The sequence below is a fragment of the Pseudomonas sp. FR229a genome, assembly GCF_030209115.1.
GTDB lineage: Bacteria > Pseudomonadota > Gammaproteobacteria > Pseudomonadales > Pseudomonadaceae > Aquipseudomonas > Aquipseudomonas moraviensis_A.
The window spans coordinates 17,691-32,780 of record NZ_JARVSP010000015.1 but is presented as its reverse complement, the minus strand read 5'-3'; the positions used below and the strand labels follow the sequence as shown (position 1 = coordinate 32,780).

General features: G+C 60.1%; 14 protein-coding genes, 1 tRNA gene and 1 pseudogene. 7 read left to right on the top strand and 9 right to left on the bottom strand.

Annotated elements, in window-relative coordinates; genetic code table 11:
• Positions 1-4 precede the first annotated feature (4 nt).
• The 6 genes and pseudogenes from QRN33_RS13195 to QRN33_RS13170 form a co-directional block, all read right to left on the bottom strand.
• Positions 5-1,087 (bottom strand): hypothetical protein, encoded by a 1,083-nt coding sequence (locus tag QRN33_RS13195; RefSeq protein ID WP_285408957.1) that lies wholly within the window; start codon positions 1,085-1,087, stop codon positions 5-7.
• Between the two features lie 311 nt (positions 1,088-1,398).
• Positions 1,399-1,474, bottom strand: a tRNA-Phe gene (locus tag QRN33_RS13190).
• 91 nt (positions 1,475-1,565) lie between these two features.
• Positions 1,566-1,838, bottom strand: a complete 273-nt coding sequence (locus tag QRN33_RS13185) for an oxidative damage protection protein (RefSeq protein WP_285408956.1) — start codon at positions 1,836-1,838, stop codon at positions 1,566-1,568.
• A complete protein-coding gene (gene mutY, locus QRN33_RS13180; RefSeq protein WP_285408955.1) occupies positions 1,835-2,902 on the bottom strand; it encodes an A/G-specific adenine glycosylase in 1,068 nt (355 codons plus the stop codon). The genes QRN33_RS13185 and mutY overlap by 4 nt, the downstream gene beginning before the upstream one ends.
• Entirely contained in the window at positions 2,899-5,115 is a 2,217-nt protein-coding gene (locus tag QRN33_RS13175; protein ID WP_285408953.1) for an AsmA family protein, read from the bottom strand. Before QRN33_RS13175 ends, mutY begins: the two co-directional genes overlap by 4 nt.
• Positions 5,116-5,193: 78 nt before the next feature.
• A pseudogene (locus QRN33_RS13170) lies at positions 5,194-5,412 on the bottom strand (acetyl-CoA sensor PanZ family protein); the annotation flags it as partial.
• Positions 5,413-5,640: 228 nt separating this feature from the next.
• Between QRN33_RS13170 and QRN33_RS13165 the strand changes: the two are divergent.
• The 7 genes from QRN33_RS13165 (at position 5,641) to QRN33_RS13135 (ending at position 11,512) form a co-directional block, all read left to right on the top strand.
• Positions 5,641-7,305 carry an OFA family MFS transporter gene (locus tag QRN33_RS13165; RefSeq protein WP_123419798.1) on the top strand — a complete coding sequence of 555 codons (1,665 nt, stop codon included), beginning with the start codon at positions 5,641-5,643 and terminating at the stop codon, positions 7,303-7,305.
• Positions 7,306-7,569: 264 nt separating this feature from the next.
• On the top strand, positions 7,570-8,163 hold the full coding sequence (gene hisB, locus QRN33_RS13160; RefSeq protein ID WP_007909204.1) for an imidazoleglycerol-phosphate dehydratase HisB: 594 nt from the start codon (positions 7,570-7,572) through the stop codon (positions 8,161-8,163).
• Complete coding sequence (hisH, locus tag QRN33_RS13155; RefSeq protein WP_042608636.1) at positions 8,163-8,801, top strand: imidazole glycerol phosphate synthase subunit HisH; 639 nt, start codon at positions 8,163-8,165, stop codon at positions 8,799-8,801. The genes hisB and hisH overlap by 1 nt, the downstream gene beginning before the upstream one ends.
• Complete coding sequence (locus QRN33_RS13150) at positions 8,802-9,062, top strand: DUF2164 domain-containing protein (RefSeq protein WP_042608637.1); 261 nt, start codon at positions 8,802-8,804, stop codon at positions 9,060-9,062. It begins immediately after the preceding gene.
• A gap of 103 nt (positions 9,063-9,165) precedes the next feature.
• Complete coding sequence (gene hisA / locus QRN33_RS13145) at positions 9,166-9,903, top strand: 1-(5-phosphoribosyl)-5-[(5-phosphoribosylamino)methylideneamino]imidazole-4-carboxamide isomerase (RefSeq protein ID WP_064363356.1); 738 nt, start codon at positions 9,166-9,168, stop codon at positions 9,901-9,903.
• A 9-nt stretch (positions 9,904-9,912) separates the two neighbouring features.
• Complete coding sequence (gene hisF, locus QRN33_RS13140; protein WP_007897430.1) at positions 9,913-10,683, top strand: imidazole glycerol phosphate synthase subunit HisF; 771 nt, start codon at positions 9,913-9,915, stop codon at positions 10,681-10,683.
• A gap of 73 nt (positions 10,684-10,756) precedes the next feature.
• Complete coding sequence (locus QRN33_RS13135) at positions 10,757-11,512, top strand: substrate-binding periplasmic protein (RefSeq protein ID WP_042608639.1); 756 nt, start codon at positions 10,757-10,759, stop codon at positions 11,510-11,512.
• On the opposite strand, the gene QRN33_RS13130 is transcribed toward QRN33_RS13135, so the two are convergent.
• The 3 genes from QRN33_RS13130 to QRN33_RS13120 all read right to left on the bottom strand — a co-directional run bounded on the left by QRN33_RS13130 (position 11,493) and on the right by QRN33_RS13120 (position 15,083).
• Positions 11,493-12,866: a Vps62-related protein gene (locus QRN33_RS13130; RefSeq protein WP_285408943.1), complete on the bottom strand. Its 1,374-nt coding sequence runs from the start codon at positions 12,864-12,866 to the stop codon at positions 11,493-11,495. The two genes, QRN33_RS13135 and QRN33_RS13130, sit on opposite strands and share 20 nt — an antisense overlap.
• A 118-nt stretch (positions 12,867-12,984) precedes the next feature.
• A complete protein-coding gene (locus tag QRN33_RS13125) occupies positions 12,985-13,761 on the bottom strand; it encodes a divergent polysaccharide deacetylase family protein (protein ID WP_285408941.1) in 777 nt (258 codons plus the stop codon).
• 2 nt (positions 13,762-13,763) lie between these two features.
• Positions 13,764-15,083 (bottom strand): S41 family peptidase, encoded by a 1,320-nt coding sequence (locus QRN33_RS13120; protein ID WP_042608642.1) that lies wholly within the window; start codon positions 15,081-15,083, stop codon positions 13,764-13,766.
• Positions 15,084-15,090 lie beyond the last annotated feature (7 nt).

Genomic DNA, 15,090 nt, shown 5'->3' with positions numbered 1-15,090 from the left:
AAACCTAGCCCTGGAGCAATAGCGGGTCATCCGAGATGACGATCGGGGACGAAAACTTTGAGATACCGAAAATTCTAATCAAAACCCGTCTGTTGTCTTTGATGACGTCACGGCAGTGCAGCGCTCGAGTGTTGTTTATTACCATCGCCGACTCTTGTGTCAGCACATGCTCGGAGGGCGTCGCCTTCTCGATACCTCGACGAAGAGCGGCGTAGGCGGTCTTTACAACGCTAGAGGCGTTGTCATTTACGGAAAAACGATATGAGTTAAACCGTGCTGCGAATCCCGTCCGGTCGTCGAACTCTAGAATCGAAACATTGCTCCCATCCTCCCCTTTGCCTTTGGAAAAGGAGTCGCTGCGAGTGAATTGGAAATTGCCTGAGGTCAGTGCCAGGCAGTTGTTGAAGCCGATACTTTCGAATATAGGTGTCAGGGGTATTACCCTTGTGGGTTCAAGGGACGGATTCCAGAGGGCCGATAGTATGAGAGACGAAGGAGAGGGGGAGCGTCCGTGTTTGGCGTTCACAGCACACCAGTAAGGTGCCTCGGTATGCGGACCAAGAGCAAGGCCGGAGTGGGAGCTAAGTTCTTTGATTTCCGGTTCGCCTATTATTTCGTTGGCTCCGCCCCCCTTGAAGTTGGCCACCAGGCGAACCAGTCTTCCTTCGTTGTCCATGTCGTAGGCAAAGGACTCGTTATCTACGAGTTTTAGCAGGATCTGATTGCGTGCGGCCACGCAGAGAACGTCGTAATGATTTTCCAGGGAGGGCAGATCTGGCAGTTCTACTGGAGGTTCGGAGTTGCTGATCTTTTGCAGCCCTTCGAAGATAAGGACGGACAGCAAGCCATCGGAATAGGTATTTAGCAGCTCACGCTGGGGCTGCGAAAATAAGCGCTTCAACTCAGAGGCAGCCAGAGATGCCTTGGATTTGGCTCCCGCTGACTGAGGTCCGCCCATGGCGGCCAGATCTTCAGTGAACCTATGAAGCAATGCTGACTGTTGGATAGTGAAGTGAAGGGCTTTGATTTCTTGGTCAATACCTAGCTCAGCGGCTTGCGCCTCCGAACCGATGGTGCGAATGATCATGTACATCCCTGTTTTGAGTCTGCTCCGGGGTGTCTGGAGCTCCTCGGCATATTCTGCTCAGCTCGATAATGGAAATATGTCGTCCGTTACAGTTTGAGCGTGCGGAGTGTTCCGGCAGATTCGAAGGATGACGGCAAGACGTTTGTAGGTCTTTTCGTTCGCGAGCCCGTCAGTGGTAGAGGTACTCGCTGGTGTGATGATCGGAAGGGAAAGCGTGCAGATGCCCGGCACTCTGACGAAAGGAAACATCGCTCCATCAAATCGCAGGCATAAAAAAACCCTGAATCTTGCGATTCAGGGTTTTCGGTATTTGGTGCCCAGAGACGGAATCGAACCGCCGACACGGGGATTTTCAATCCCCTGCTCTACCGACTGAGCTATCTGGGCAACGGGGCGCATTAAAAGGGTTTTTCGAATTTACGTCAACGACTTTTTGAAAATTTCTTAAATTAATTCCGTCGCTTACGAAATATGCGGGTTATTCGGCTGGCGGCACATAGCCTTCGGCCTTGGCGTATTCCTCGCCGGAGAAGTACTTGTCCATTTCGCCCTGCAGGTATTTGCGATCTTCGGCATTCATCATGTTCAGACGCTTTTCGTTGATCAGCAGGGTCTGGTGTTTCTGCCAGTCGGCCCAGGCCTTGGCCGAGACGTGGTCGAAAATATCCTGGCCCTTGGTACCCGGGAAAGGTGCGCGTTCCAGCGCGGGCAGTTCTTCTTTGTACTTGCGGCACATTACGGTGCGGGTCATGGCGACTCTCCTGCATTCAAGACGGCGGCCGCGCGTTCGAGCAAGGTCTTGACCGGGGCAGCAAGGCCCAGGCGCGGCGGGGTGGCGAGGTTATACCAGAGCCAGTCGGCCTCGGCCACGTGATGGCTGGCTTCCTGCACCTGAACCAGCCACGGTTCGATGGATAACTGGAAATGGCTGAACGTATGGACGAGGCTCGGCAGCGCTTGCTGCTGACCCATGGTCAGCGAGTGCTGATCGGCCAGATGCTGCAGGTCTTCCAGATCATCCAGTTCCGGCAGGCTCCACAGACCGCCCCACAGGCCCGTCGACGGGCGGCGGTAAAGCAGAATTGCGCCTTCGCCATTGGCCAGCATCGGCATCAGCGTGCGTTTCTGCGGAATGGCCTTGCGCGGCTTGGGAATCGGGTAGCGGGTTTCCAGGCCGAGCATGTGCGCTTCACAGCCGCGCTTGAGCGGACACAGCAGGCAACTCGGCTTGCTGCGCGTGCAGAGTGTAGCGCCGAGATCCATCATCGCCTGGGTGTAGGCGTTGACCCGATCGTGCGGGGTGAACCGCTCGGCGTTGGCCCACAGCTGTCTGGCGACCTTCGGTTCGCCGGGGTAGCCCTCTTGCGCCGTGAAGCGCGCCAGCACGCGTTTGACGTTGCCGTCGAGGATCGGCGCGCGCAGGCCCATGCTGATGCTGGCGATAGCGCCGGCGGTGGACAGACCGATCCCCGGTAGCTCGGTGAGTTTTTCCACGTCACGCGGGAATTCGCCACCGTACTGGCTGACGACGATCCTCGCGGTCTTCTGCAGATTGCGTGCGCGAGTGTAGTAACCCAGCCCGGTCCACAGGTGCAGCACCTCGTCTTCCGGCGCTTCAGCCAGCGCTTCGACCGTCGGCAGCGCTGCCATGAAACGCTCGAAGTAATTGAGCACGGTGCTGACCTGGGTCTGCTGCAACATGATCTCGGACACCCACACCCGGTACGGGTTGATGTCCTGCTGCCACGGCAAATCGTGGCGGCCATGGCGGTCGAACCACTCCAGCACCGCCGTGGAAAACTGCTCCGCTGTCATCGCTTGAACAGCCCCTTCAATGCGTTTTTCAGTTCCGGGCTGACTTTGTCACCCAGTTTCTCGTCGATCTTCTCGCTCAGTTTGTTGCCGGCCATTTTGCTGGCGACCTGGCCGAGACGGTCATTGTCGACGCGGCAGGCCTTGGCGCCCAGTTCCAGCGGACCACGGCAGCGCAGCGGCCACTCGATGCCGACGAACTTCTCGCCGACCTGACAGGCCGGGTCGGGCATGGCGCTGGTGTCGCCCTCGACGATGATGCCGACGCGGTAATCCATGCCCAAAACGCGCAGGTCGATATCGCCGTCACCGTTGACGGTCATGCCGGGGATGCGCACTTTCAGGTCCGGGTTGCTGGCGACGCCGTTGCGCACGGTCAGGTTGCCCTTGAGCTCTTCGAACGGTGTGTCCTTGCCGCGCGGCTCGCCACTGAGGGTCTTGCGGTTGAGGGTGGCGATGCCTTTGCACAATTGCTGTTCGAGATTAGCGTTGAGCAGCACACCATTGTTGATGACGAAACTGGCGTTGCCATTCAGCGTGTCGATCAGCGCCTGTTGGCTATTGCCGCTGCCGGTGAGGCTGCTGGTCAGCGTCACCAGCCCTTTGACCGGGGGATTCTTGCCCTGGCTTTCGATGATTTTTTCCGCCGGCACGCGATTGAGGCGGGTCTGCAGGTTCAGCACCGGCGCGCTTGGGCGCACGTCGAGGGTGCCGTTGGCGACGAAGCCGCCGTTGTACAGATCACCGCTCAGGTTAGTCAGCGTCAGCAAGCCACCCTGGCCGGTGGCTTTGAGCGCGGCGTTCTGGATCGGCAGTTTGTCGAGAGTCAGTTGGCCGAAAGTCAGGTCGGCATCTACGTCCAGTTTCGCCAGGCGTTCCACCGGCAACAGGCGCTCGGTGCTCCAGGCGGTTTTGCTCGGTTTGTCCGGCAGCGGCGTGGTGCCTGCCACCGCGCCGGCCTCGGTGCTGGCGACTTCGGCCTGACGCGTTTGCGTGGCGCTGTTGGCCTGGGCCGATTTCGGGGGCAGGTAGCGATCGACGTTGAATGTGTCGGCCTTGAGAATGGCGCGCAGCGACTGTTTGGCGAAATCCTCGATGGCGATGCGGCCGCTGAAGCTGCTGTCATCGAGTTTCAGGTTGATGTTGTCGAGCGACAGACTGGTCGGCGTGGCGGCGACGCGGCTGACCAGTTCGACTTTGCTCAGGCTGCCTTCGCCCATCGCCGGCAGTGTCTGGCCGATGCTGTCGACGAATTTCGCCAGATCGAACTGGGCAATGGAAATGCCACCGCTGATCTGCGGCGTCTTGTCGAGGTCGTTGGCTTTCAGCTCACCCAGGGCACGCAACTGGTTGGCGGAAATCTTGATGCCGGTCCATTCGGCGACGTTCGCTGCCTTGTCCAGCAACAACTGGCCCTGGGCGGAGAAAGTCATGGTCTTGCCTTGCAGCGGATCGCCAGCGAGTTCGCCGGTCAGCTTCAGGTCTTCGAATTTGTAGCGTTGCAGCGCGCGCTCGAAGCGCAGTTCGCCGTTGAGCTCGGTGCGCACGCGCAACACCGGTTGATTGGTGCCGAGGAACGCGGTGGCCTTCACCGGGATATTGGTCGAGTCGTGCACCGGGCCGGTGCTCAGCTGAATGCTTTCGGCGCTGAACTGCTTGCCGGTCAGCTCATCGGTGTATTCGACGCGGGCGTTGTTGACGGTCAGGCTGTCGATGTCGAGGCGGATCGGCTGCGCCGGTTTTTCCACGGCGACGGCCGGCTCGCTGGCAGTCGTGCCCGGTGTGACGGGTGGCGTCGAGCCGGGCGCCACAGGCACCTTGCCGATATCTTCCCAGTTGCCGTGGCCGTTCTTGTCACGGTTCAGGCGCAGGTTGAGGCCTTCGACGCGCACATCGCTCATCTGCACTTCACGGCGCAACAACGGCAGGACGCGGACGGACAGACCGAGCATCTGCAAATCGGCAAACGGTTCGGCGGGTTTGGCCAGGGTGGCGACGCTGGCTTCGTGCAGTTCCAGGCCGAGCCACGGGAACAGGCTCCAGCCGATATCGCCATTGAGCGTCAGCTCGATGTGGGCCTTGTCGCGGGCTATCTGGCGGATCTCGTCTTTGTAGTCGTTGGGATCGAAGAGGTGGGTCAGGGCAAAACCTGCCGCCACAATGATCAGCAACAGCCCGAGAAGTACCAGACCCAGGATTTTGCCGAACGCTTTCATGGGCGAGTCCTTGTAGTTAGTCGAATTCGTCATTTGGCCGGGGAGTATAGCGCTGCAAGCACCCGGTTCGGTGTGGCGTCATCTGCCGAGGGTCGGCGGTGGCACCTGCAACTTCGCCACCGGTGCCTGCGCTTGAGGATGCCCGGCGGGCGCCAGAGGGCGCAATCCGGCCCCGGCTTGCGACGCCATTTTTTGCGCTTGGTTCACCAGTCGTTCAGGCCCGCCAAGGCGACGGGTAACTTTTCGCACGCATAAATGGGACAAGTAGCAAACGGCGTGGTGCCTTTGCAGACGCGGGGTTGGCGGCTTCCCGAGTCGTACGAGAACAGATGACTTGAAAAAAGGTGATATCAGTTTGGTTTTTCTGTCACCTGAGAATGGTAACCTTCGCCAGTTCGTCCGCCCGTCTGCGACTTAACGTCGCGCCATCAAGGAGCTTCACCTAAAAAAACGGTCATGCCTGCGTGCATAAGGCCGAGGGTGAGCAGTGGCTGGCGAACCATACTAACAATTGGGGGATACACAATGAGCACGAGCATCACGGCGGACGGCCTCAAAGCCGACCAGCCTGCGTTCCTGTCCAAGGAACGCATCATCGCCAAGCCCGGTTTCAACCGCTGGCTGGTTCCACCGGCCGCTTTGGCCATTCACCTGTGCATCGGCATGGCCTACGGCTTCTCGGTGTTCTGGTTGCCGCTGTCCAAGGCACTGGGCGTTACCGCGCCGGTGGCTTGCGCACCGGACATGAGCTTCATCGCACAGGTATTTTCGTCGAACTGCGACTGGCCGATCTCCATGCTCGGCTGGATCTACACGCTGTTCTTCATCTTCCTCGGCTGCTCGGCAGCGATCTGGGGTGGCTGGCTGGAACACGCCGGTCCTCGTAAAGCGGGCGTGGTGTCGGCGCTGTGCTGGTGTGGCGGTCTGCTGATTTCCGCGCTGGGTATCTATACCCACCAGATCTGGCTGATGTGGATCGGCTCGGGCGTGATCGGCGGCATCGGTCTGGGCCTGGGCTATATCTCGCCGGTATCGACCCTGATCAAGTGGTTCCCGGACAAGCGCGGCATGGCGACCGGCATGGCTATCATGGGCTTCGGTGGCGGCGCGATGGTCGGTGCGCCGTTGGCGACTGCGCTGATGAGCCACTTCGCTTCGCCAGAAGGCGTGGGCGTATGGCAAAGCTTCGTGGCCATGGCGGCCATCTACTTCGTGTTCATGATCGGTGGCGCATTGTCCTACCGCGTGCCGCCAACCGGCTGGAAGCCTGAAGGCTGGACCGCTCCGGCGAAGAAAGCTTCGAACGCGATGATCACCAACCGTCACGTCCATGTGAACGTAGCGTGGAAAACTCCGCAATTCCGTCTGGTCTGGCTGGTGCTGTGCCTGAACGTTTCGGCGGGTATCGGCATCCTCGGCATGGCTTCGCCACTGTTGCAGGAAGTGTTTGGCGGCAGGTTGCTGGGCGTTGACGTGCCGTTCGGTCAACTCGACGCCGGCCAACTGGCTTCGATCGCGGCGATCGCAGCGGGCTTCACCGGTCTGCTGAGCCTGTTCAACATCGGTGGCCGCTTCTTCTGGGCCTCGTTCTCGGATTACCTGGGCCGCAAAAACACCTATTTCGTGTTCTTCGCCTTGGGTTTTGCCCTGTACGCACTGATTCCGAACCTCGGTCACTTGGGCAACGTTGCGCTGTTCGTGGCGGCGTTCTGCATCATCCTGTCGATGTACGGCGGTGGTTTTGCCACGGTGCCGGCCTATCTGGCCGACCTGTTCGGTACGCAGATGGTCGGTGCAATCCACGGTCGTCTGCTGACTGCCTGGGCTGCTGCCGGTGTGCTCGGTCCGGTGCTGGTGAACTACCTGCGTGAATATCAGTTGAGCATCGGCGTGGAACGCGCAGCTGCCTACGACATCACTCTGTACATCCTCGCCGGCCTGCTGGTGCTGGGCTTCCTGTGCAACCTGATGGTGCGCCCAGTCGCTGACAAGTACTTCATGACCGACGCTGAACTGGCTGCCGAACAGGCGCTGGGCCACGACAAGGGTGCTGATGCCAGCACCGTTCTGGAGTGGAAAGCGGCGCCGGGCACCAAACCTCTGGCAATCGCTGCCTGGCTGGTGGTGGGTATTCCGTTGGCGTGGGGTGTGTGGGTGACCCTGCAGAAAACGGCGGTATTGTTTCACTAAGTAAAAAGGCAGTACCCCTGTAGGAGTGAGCCTGCTCGCGATAGCGGTCTGACAGTCACAGAAATGTTGATTGCCAGGTCCTCATCGCGAGCAGGCTCACTCCTACAGTTGTTTCTGGCGTGCCGGTAATGGCTTGTATGGACATGTCTACCCGCGACAGCCGGGCGTTCTATCCGTCAGGCATCTCTCCTCTCGTGTTTCTGTTTGCGCCTCGCGTGCCTATAATGGCTGCCTTTTTCGCCCAATGATTTTGCGGAGCTGGTGATGGCCGAACGTAAGGCGTCTGTCGAGCGCGACACTCTGGAAACCCAGATCAAAGCCTCGATCAACCTTGATGGCACCGGAAAGGCCCGATTCGATATCGGCGTTCCTTTTCTTGAGCACATGCTGGATCAGATCGCCCGTCACGGGTTGATCGATCTGGATATCGAATGCAAGGGCGATCTGCATATCGACGACCACCATACGGTGGAAGATGTCGGTATCACCCTCGGCCAGGCCTTCGCCAAAGCCATCGGCGACAAGAAAGGCATCCGTCGCTACGGCCATGCCTACGTGCCGCTCGATGAAGCGCTGTCGCGCGTGGTGATCGATTTCTCCGGTCGCCCGGGCCTGCAGATGCACGTGCCGTACACCCGCGCCACCGTCGGTGGCTTCGACGTTGACCTGTTCCAGGAATTCTTCCAGGGCTTCGTCAACCACGCGCTGGTCAGCCTGCACATCGACAACCTGCGCGGCACCAACACCCACCATCAGATCGAAACCGTATTCAAGGCATTCGGCCGCGCGCTGCGCATGGCCGTCGAGCTGGACGAGCGCATGGCCGGGCAAATGCCATCGACCAAAGGCGTGCTGTAATGCAGACGGTTGCAGTTATCGATTACGGCATGGGCAACCTGCACTCAGTGGCCAAGGCGCTGGAGCACGTCGGCGCCGGCAAGGTGCTGATCACCAGCGATGCGAACGTGATTCGCGAAGCCGACCGCGTGGTGTTCCCCGGTGTTGGCGCGATTCGCGATTGCATGGCGGAGATCCGTCGCCTCGGCTTCGATTCGCTGGTCCGTGAGGTCAGCCAGGATCGGCCATTCCTCGGCATCTGCGTCGGCATGCAAGCCTTGCTCGACAGCAGCGAAGAGAATGATGGCGTTGACTGCATCGGCCTGTTCCCGGGCGCGGTGAAGTTCTTCGGCAAGGACCTGCACGAAGACGGCGAGCACCTGAAGGTCCCGCACATGGGCTGGAATGAGGTGAAGCAGAACATCAGTCACCCGCTGTGGCACGACATCCCGGATCTGGCGCGTTTCTACTTCGTGCACAGCTACTACATCGCCGCCGCCAATGGGCGGCAGGTGGTGGGCAGCGGTCATTACGGTGTCGATTTCGCCGCAGCGCTGGCCGATGGCTCGCGCTTCGCCGTGCAGTTCCACCCGGAGAAGAGCCATACCCACGGCCTGCAATTGCTGCAGAACTTCGCCGCATGGGACGGTCGCTGGTAAATGGCTGGCAAGAAGTCCAAACCGCCGATCCTGACCCTCACTCCCGAGCAGGAGAGCGAGGCCAATCGCAAGATTCAGCGGTTCATGGAAGACCGTTTCGAACTGGACCTGGGTTCGTTCGAAGCGGCGGAAATTCTTGAGCTGTTTACCCGCGAAATTGCTCCGCACTATTACAACAGGGCGATTTTCGATGTGCAGACCCACCTCAAGGAGCGGTTTGAAAGCATCGAAAGCGACCTGTGGGCGCTCGAAAAAAATTAAGAGCAGCGGCAAGCGTCAAGCTGCGAGCTGCAAGAGATAGACGCGCGTGCGCGCTTGCAGCTTATGGCTTGCAGCTTGCCGCTCTTTTGACGAAGGAAAAAGCATGCTGATTATCCCCGCTATCGATCTCAAAGACGGTGCCTGCGTACGCCTGCGCCAGGGCCGCATGGAAGATTCCACGGTGTTCTCCGATGACCCGGTGAGCATGGCTGCCAAGTGGGTGGAGGGCGGTTGCCGCCGTCTGCATCTGGTCGACCTCAACGGCGCGTTCGAAGGTCAGCCGGTCAACGGCGAAGTGGTCACCGCGATCGCCAAGCGCTACCCGACCCTGCCGATCCAGATCGGTGGCGGCATCCGCTCGCTGGAAACCATTGAGCATTACGTCAAGGCCGGCGTGAGCTACGTGATCATCGGCACCAAAGCCGTAAAGGATCCTGCGTTCGTCGCTGAAGCCTGCCGTGCCTTCCCGGGCAAGATCATCGTCGGTCTGGATGCCAAAGACGGTTTCGTCGCCACCGATGGCTGGGCTGAAATCAGCACCGTACAGGTGATCGATCTGGCCAGGCAGTTCGAAGCCGACGGCGTGTCGTCGATTGTTTATACCGACATCGCCAAAGACGGCATGATGCAGGGCTGCAACGTACCGTTCACCGCTGCTCTGGCCGCTGCGACGAAGATTCCGGTGATCGCTTCCGGCGGCATCCACAATCTGGGTGACATCAAGTCGCTGCTCGACGCCAAGGCGCCGGGCATCATCGGCGCGATCACAGGCCGGGCGATCTACGAAGGCACACTCGACGTCGCCGAAGCGCAAGCTTTCTGCGATTCGTACCAAGGCTGAGGACTGACCATGGCGCTGGCCAAACGCATCATCCCTTGCCTGGACGTGGACAACGGCCGGGTCGTCAAAGGTGTGAAGTTCGAGAACATCCGTGACGCCGGTGACCCGGTGGAAATCGCCCGTCGCTACGACGAGCAGGGTGCCGACGAAATTACCTTTCTCGACATCACCGCCAGCGTCGATGGCCGCGACACCACGCTGCATACCGTCGAGCGCATGGCCAGCCAGGTGTTCATTCCGCTCACCGTCGGCGGTGGCGTGCGCACCGTGCAGGACATCCGCAACCTGCTCAATGCCGGCGCGGACAAGGTGTCGATCAACACCGCTGCCGTGTTCAACCCGGAGTTCGTCGGTGAAGCCGCGCAGCATTTCGGCTCGCAGTGCATCGTTGTCGCGATCGACGCCAAGAAGGTTTCCGGCCCGGGCGAAACCCCGCGCTGGGAGATCTTCACCCACGGCGGGCGCAAGCCGACCGGCCTCGATGCAGTCGAGTGGGCGAAGAAAATGGAAGGCCTCGGTGCCGGCGAAATCCTCCTGACCAGCATGGATCAGGACGGCATGAAAAACGGCTTCGATCTCGGCGTCACCCGCGCCATCAGCGATGCGCTGGGCATTCCGGTGATCGCTTCCGGCGGTGTCGGCAACTTGCAGCATCTGGCCGATGGCATCCTCGAAGGGCACGCCAGCGCGGTGCTGGCAGCGAGTATTTTCCACTTCGGCGAATACACCGTGCAGGAAGCCAAGGCCTACATGGCGCATCGCGGCATCGTCATGCGCTAAAGCGTACAGGCCAGTGGACAGCATGGCGCGCCCAAGGCACTCTTGGGCACGCCATGGATTCCGGTAGCCCGACATGATCAAACGCCTGCTTGTTGTTCTCGCCAGCGCCTCATTGTTGTTCATCAGCAATGCCCGGGCGCAAAACAGTCCCGACACCGATCTGGTGCTGCTCACCGAAAACTTCCCGCCGTACAACATGGCGAAGAACGGCAAGAATTTCGCTCAGGGCGAAAACATCAACGGCATTGCCACCGACATCGTTCGCGAGATGTTCCAGCGCGCCGGCCTCACGTACAGTCTGACCCTGCGTTTCCCTTGGGAGCGTGTCTACAAACTCGCGCTGGAAAATCCCGGTTATGGGGCCTTCGTCATGGCGCGCCTGCCCGATCGCGAAAGACTGTTCAAATGGGTCGGACCGATCGGTCCCGATGACTGGATCCTGCTGGCCAAGGCTGACAGCAAGATCACCCTTGAAACCCTCAACGATGCACGCAAATACAAGATCGGCGCCTATAAGGGCGACGCGATTGCCGAGACGCTGACCAAGCAAGGCCTCAAGCCGGTGGTGGTGCTGCGCGATCAGGACAATGCGAAGAAACTGCTCAACGGCCAGATCGATCTGTGGGCCACGGGTGATCCTGCCGGCCGTTATCTGGCCCGGCAGGATGGCGTGACTGGCCTGAAGACTGTGCTGCGCTTCAACAGCGCTGAGTTGTATCTGGCGCTGAACAAGGATGTGCCGGATACAGTCGTTGCCAGGTTGCAGGCTGCGCTTGATCAGATGCGCAAGGACGGGGTTGTCGACGAGATCATGGGACGCTATCTGTAACCACTGGCAACTCTGTGCTTGCCGGCAACGCTGCGACTTCGTTATCCGCTTCGTGATCGACTGTCGCGCTTTGCATGTGCGTGGCCTCGGCAGGCAGGTCTGTCGCGTTCGGTTGCGGTGGTGTGTACACGCTGAAGTGCAGGTTCCTGCCATCGGTGTAGCTGACGACGCTGCCTATCTGTGTGCCGTCCGCGCGAAGCAGCTTATAGTCACTTTGAGTCAGATACACCGCCATCGAGCTGTTGCCGGCGACGATAGCCGCGACATCGATGGGTGCCGGGTTGAGCCATTCGTTCGCGTGTGTTTCACAGTGGGTAAAGTCATTGTTCAACCGCGCCGAAAACAGAAAGGGTTGCGACAGGTTGCTTTGCCACTGTGCGCCGAACTCGATCAAAGTGGCATTGTTGAACAGGCGCAGTCGGTTGTTTTGCTGCAGGCGGGGTGCGACCCAGCGCACAGTCTTGTTGTTGTTTTCCGTGTTGTGGCAATGGCCAACGAGCTGATAGTGATCCGTGCGCTGAAGCAGATACTCAGGTGACTGATTGAACTGTTGGCGTCGGGTGAGCTGTGGGTCTTTTACGATGAACCATGGCAGTCTAGCGCTGTAAGCAGGTTGCTCGGGCGCCTGCAGGGTGGCTGGTGTTACATCGACAAGGACTGGCGCGGCGGGGCGCGCATTGACGTCAATCACAATCGGGATACGCAGGGAATAAAGGTTGAAACTGGCGGGTTTGGAATAACCGTTGACGCCGACGAAGGTGCCTGGCGCCAGATGGATTTCATCCGCAGGCGCCGAAGGTGGAATGGCACTCCACGTGCTGATGCTTTGTCGGGCCCCACTGCCCTTGTCTGTCCACACCGGTACGTTGAGGCCAGAAGCAATCAAGAGGTCGGCACGGACGCAACGGACAGCATTCAAGGAAGGCTTTCCGTGACCGTCGGAGCAAACCGAACCGAGCGCTACGTACCCTTGCGGAGGAATGGGTCGCCAGATCGCCCCGTCCTTTTTCGAACCTGAACCTGTGTCTTGCCAGATCAGTTCGTAGTCGTCAGGCCGGCGCAACGCGCTGCCTTTTGCGGGGTCTGCACTGGGTGTCGCCGCTTCGCAAACCACGGCCACCGCATGCCTGTCATTAATGTTGTCATGGTCATCAATCGCCACGTCGCCCAACGGGAAATAACCCGGCAGCACATCGGCTGGTGGCGTGGGCCGCCAGAAGGCCGCCGGTTTCACTCGGGAGCCAACGGTGTCCCAGATGCGCAGAAACTCCGTCGTGAAGCTGATCAGCAAGTTGTCGTTTCGGATGGGTTGCATTTGCGCGGTTGGCAAAGCGGCAGTCTCATGAGTAGGCATTGCAATTCCTGATAGTTGTAAGGCGACGCAAGGGCGTCGCGACCTGTTGCAGGTCGCACTATCGGAGACGGGGACGGTTATCGGGTGGTAACTATGTATGTGCCAGCGTCACAGGGTTTTACCGGTAGACGCCGTCCTTGCCATGGCCGGCCATGGCGCGGTTGCTGCGTACGCTGATCATCTGCCGGATATCGATCCAGTTGATGCCCTGCGCTTTGAGCTTGGGCAACTCGCGCTCCAGTACCGCCAGGGTCTGCGGGTACGGATGGCCGATCATCACCGCCGAACCCTGTTTGTGCGCCAAGGCGATCGCGGTCTGTAGCTGGGTGGAAATTGCCGCTTCGGTGCGCTCGTCATCGAGAAACACATCTCGGGAAACGCTGGCCAGATCGATCTTCTGCGCCTGCTGCGCCGCCACGGTCTGCGCACTGGTGCGGCTGTCAACGAAGAATTTGTGACGACGCTGCAACTCACCCATCAACCACGCCATCGCCACCGGTTGCGCGGTCATGTGGCTGCCCATGTGGTTATTGATGCCGGCGGTGAACGGGACTTTTTCGAACGCGGCATTCAGACGTTTCTGCAGTTCTTCGATGGGCAGTTCGGGGTGCCAGGCGTAGGGGCCGGTGGCCGGGTCCATCGGCATGTGCAGAATGACGATCTTCCCGGCGCGATGGGCTTCGCGCGCAAACTCGGTGGCGTGCGGGGTATCGGGCATGATCGCCGCTGTGACCGGACCGGGCAGGGCGAGCACGCGGCGATCCCGAGGCAGGTTCTGCCCCAGGTCGTCGATGATCAGCGTCAGGTAGGCTCTGTGCGGCGAGGAACTGGCGGGCTCTGCTTGCGCAAAAACCGCCAGACAGCACAACAGAATGCAGAGAGAACGCAGCAACATCCTCAACGGCCGGAGGTGATGCTCAGGCCTTTGAGCAGGCTCAGGGCCTGGGCCAACTGGTAATCGTCATCCTGCGGCATCGCTTTGGCCTTGCCAGCTGAACCACTCGGCTTGTCGGCGCCGCCGTTGCCGTTGCCCAGGTGACCTTGCAGGTCCGCTTCCTTGAAGTACTCGCTGTCGGCTTCGTTGGTGATCTTCGCGCGGCGCACTTCAATGTCCGGGACGATGCCCTGGGCCTGAATCGAGCGGCCATTGGGCGTGAAGTACAGCGCCGTGGTGATCTTCAGCGCGCGATCATTGTTCAGCGGCAGAACGGTTTGCACCGAGCCCTTGCCGAAGCTGGTGGTGCCCATGACCACGGCGCGTTTCTGGTCCTGCAGGGCGCCGGCGACGATTTCCGAAGCCGAGGCGCTGCCACCGTTGATCAGCACCACCATCGGTACCGCTTCGCTTTCATCCTTGCCGGTGGCGGAGAAGCGCAGCTCGGAATTGGCGATGCGCCCCTTGGTGTAGACGATCAGGCCCTTGGTGATGAAATGGTCAACCACTTCAACCGCCGATTGCAGCACGCCGCCCGGGTTGTTGCGCAGGTCGAGAATGATGCCGTTGAGCTTCTTGCCGTTGTCCTTGCGCAGCTTGGCCAGCGCCTTGGAGACTTCTTCGCCGGTCTTGACCTGGAACTGGGTAATGCGGATGTAGCCGTAGCCCGATTCCAGCAGCTGCGCCTTGACGCTCTTCACCTGAATCACCGCACGCGCCAGGGTCACGTCGAATGGCGTGCCGCCGTCGCGAACCAGAGTCAGGGTGATCTTCTGGCCGATCTTGCCGCGCATCTTGTCGACGGCTTCGGTCATGGTCTGGCCGCGGGTTGGCTGGCCGTTGATCTTGACGATGAAGTCACCGGCCTGAATGCCGGCCTTGGATGCCGGGGTGTCATCGATTGGCGAGACGACCTTGATGAAGCCGTCTTCAGCACCGACTTCGATGCCCAGGCCGCCGAACTCACCGCTGGTGCTTTCCTGCAGTTCGGTGAAGTCTTCCGGGCCAAGGTAGGCCGAGTGCGGATCGAGGTTGCTGAGCATGCCCTTGATCGCGTTTTCCAGCAGGGTCTTGTCGTCCACAGGTTCGACGTACGCGGCTTTGATCCGGTCCATGACCTCGGCGAAGGTGCGCAACTCTTCCAGCGGCAACGGCGCCTTGGCGGTCGCGGCAGTGCCTGCCGGAGCGACGGTCGGGGCCGGTTGCGCGGCGAACGCCAGAGGCGCGCCGATCACCAGGGCGATCGTCAGGGCCAGCGAGGTAAGGCGGGACAAATGCAGCATGTCGAAC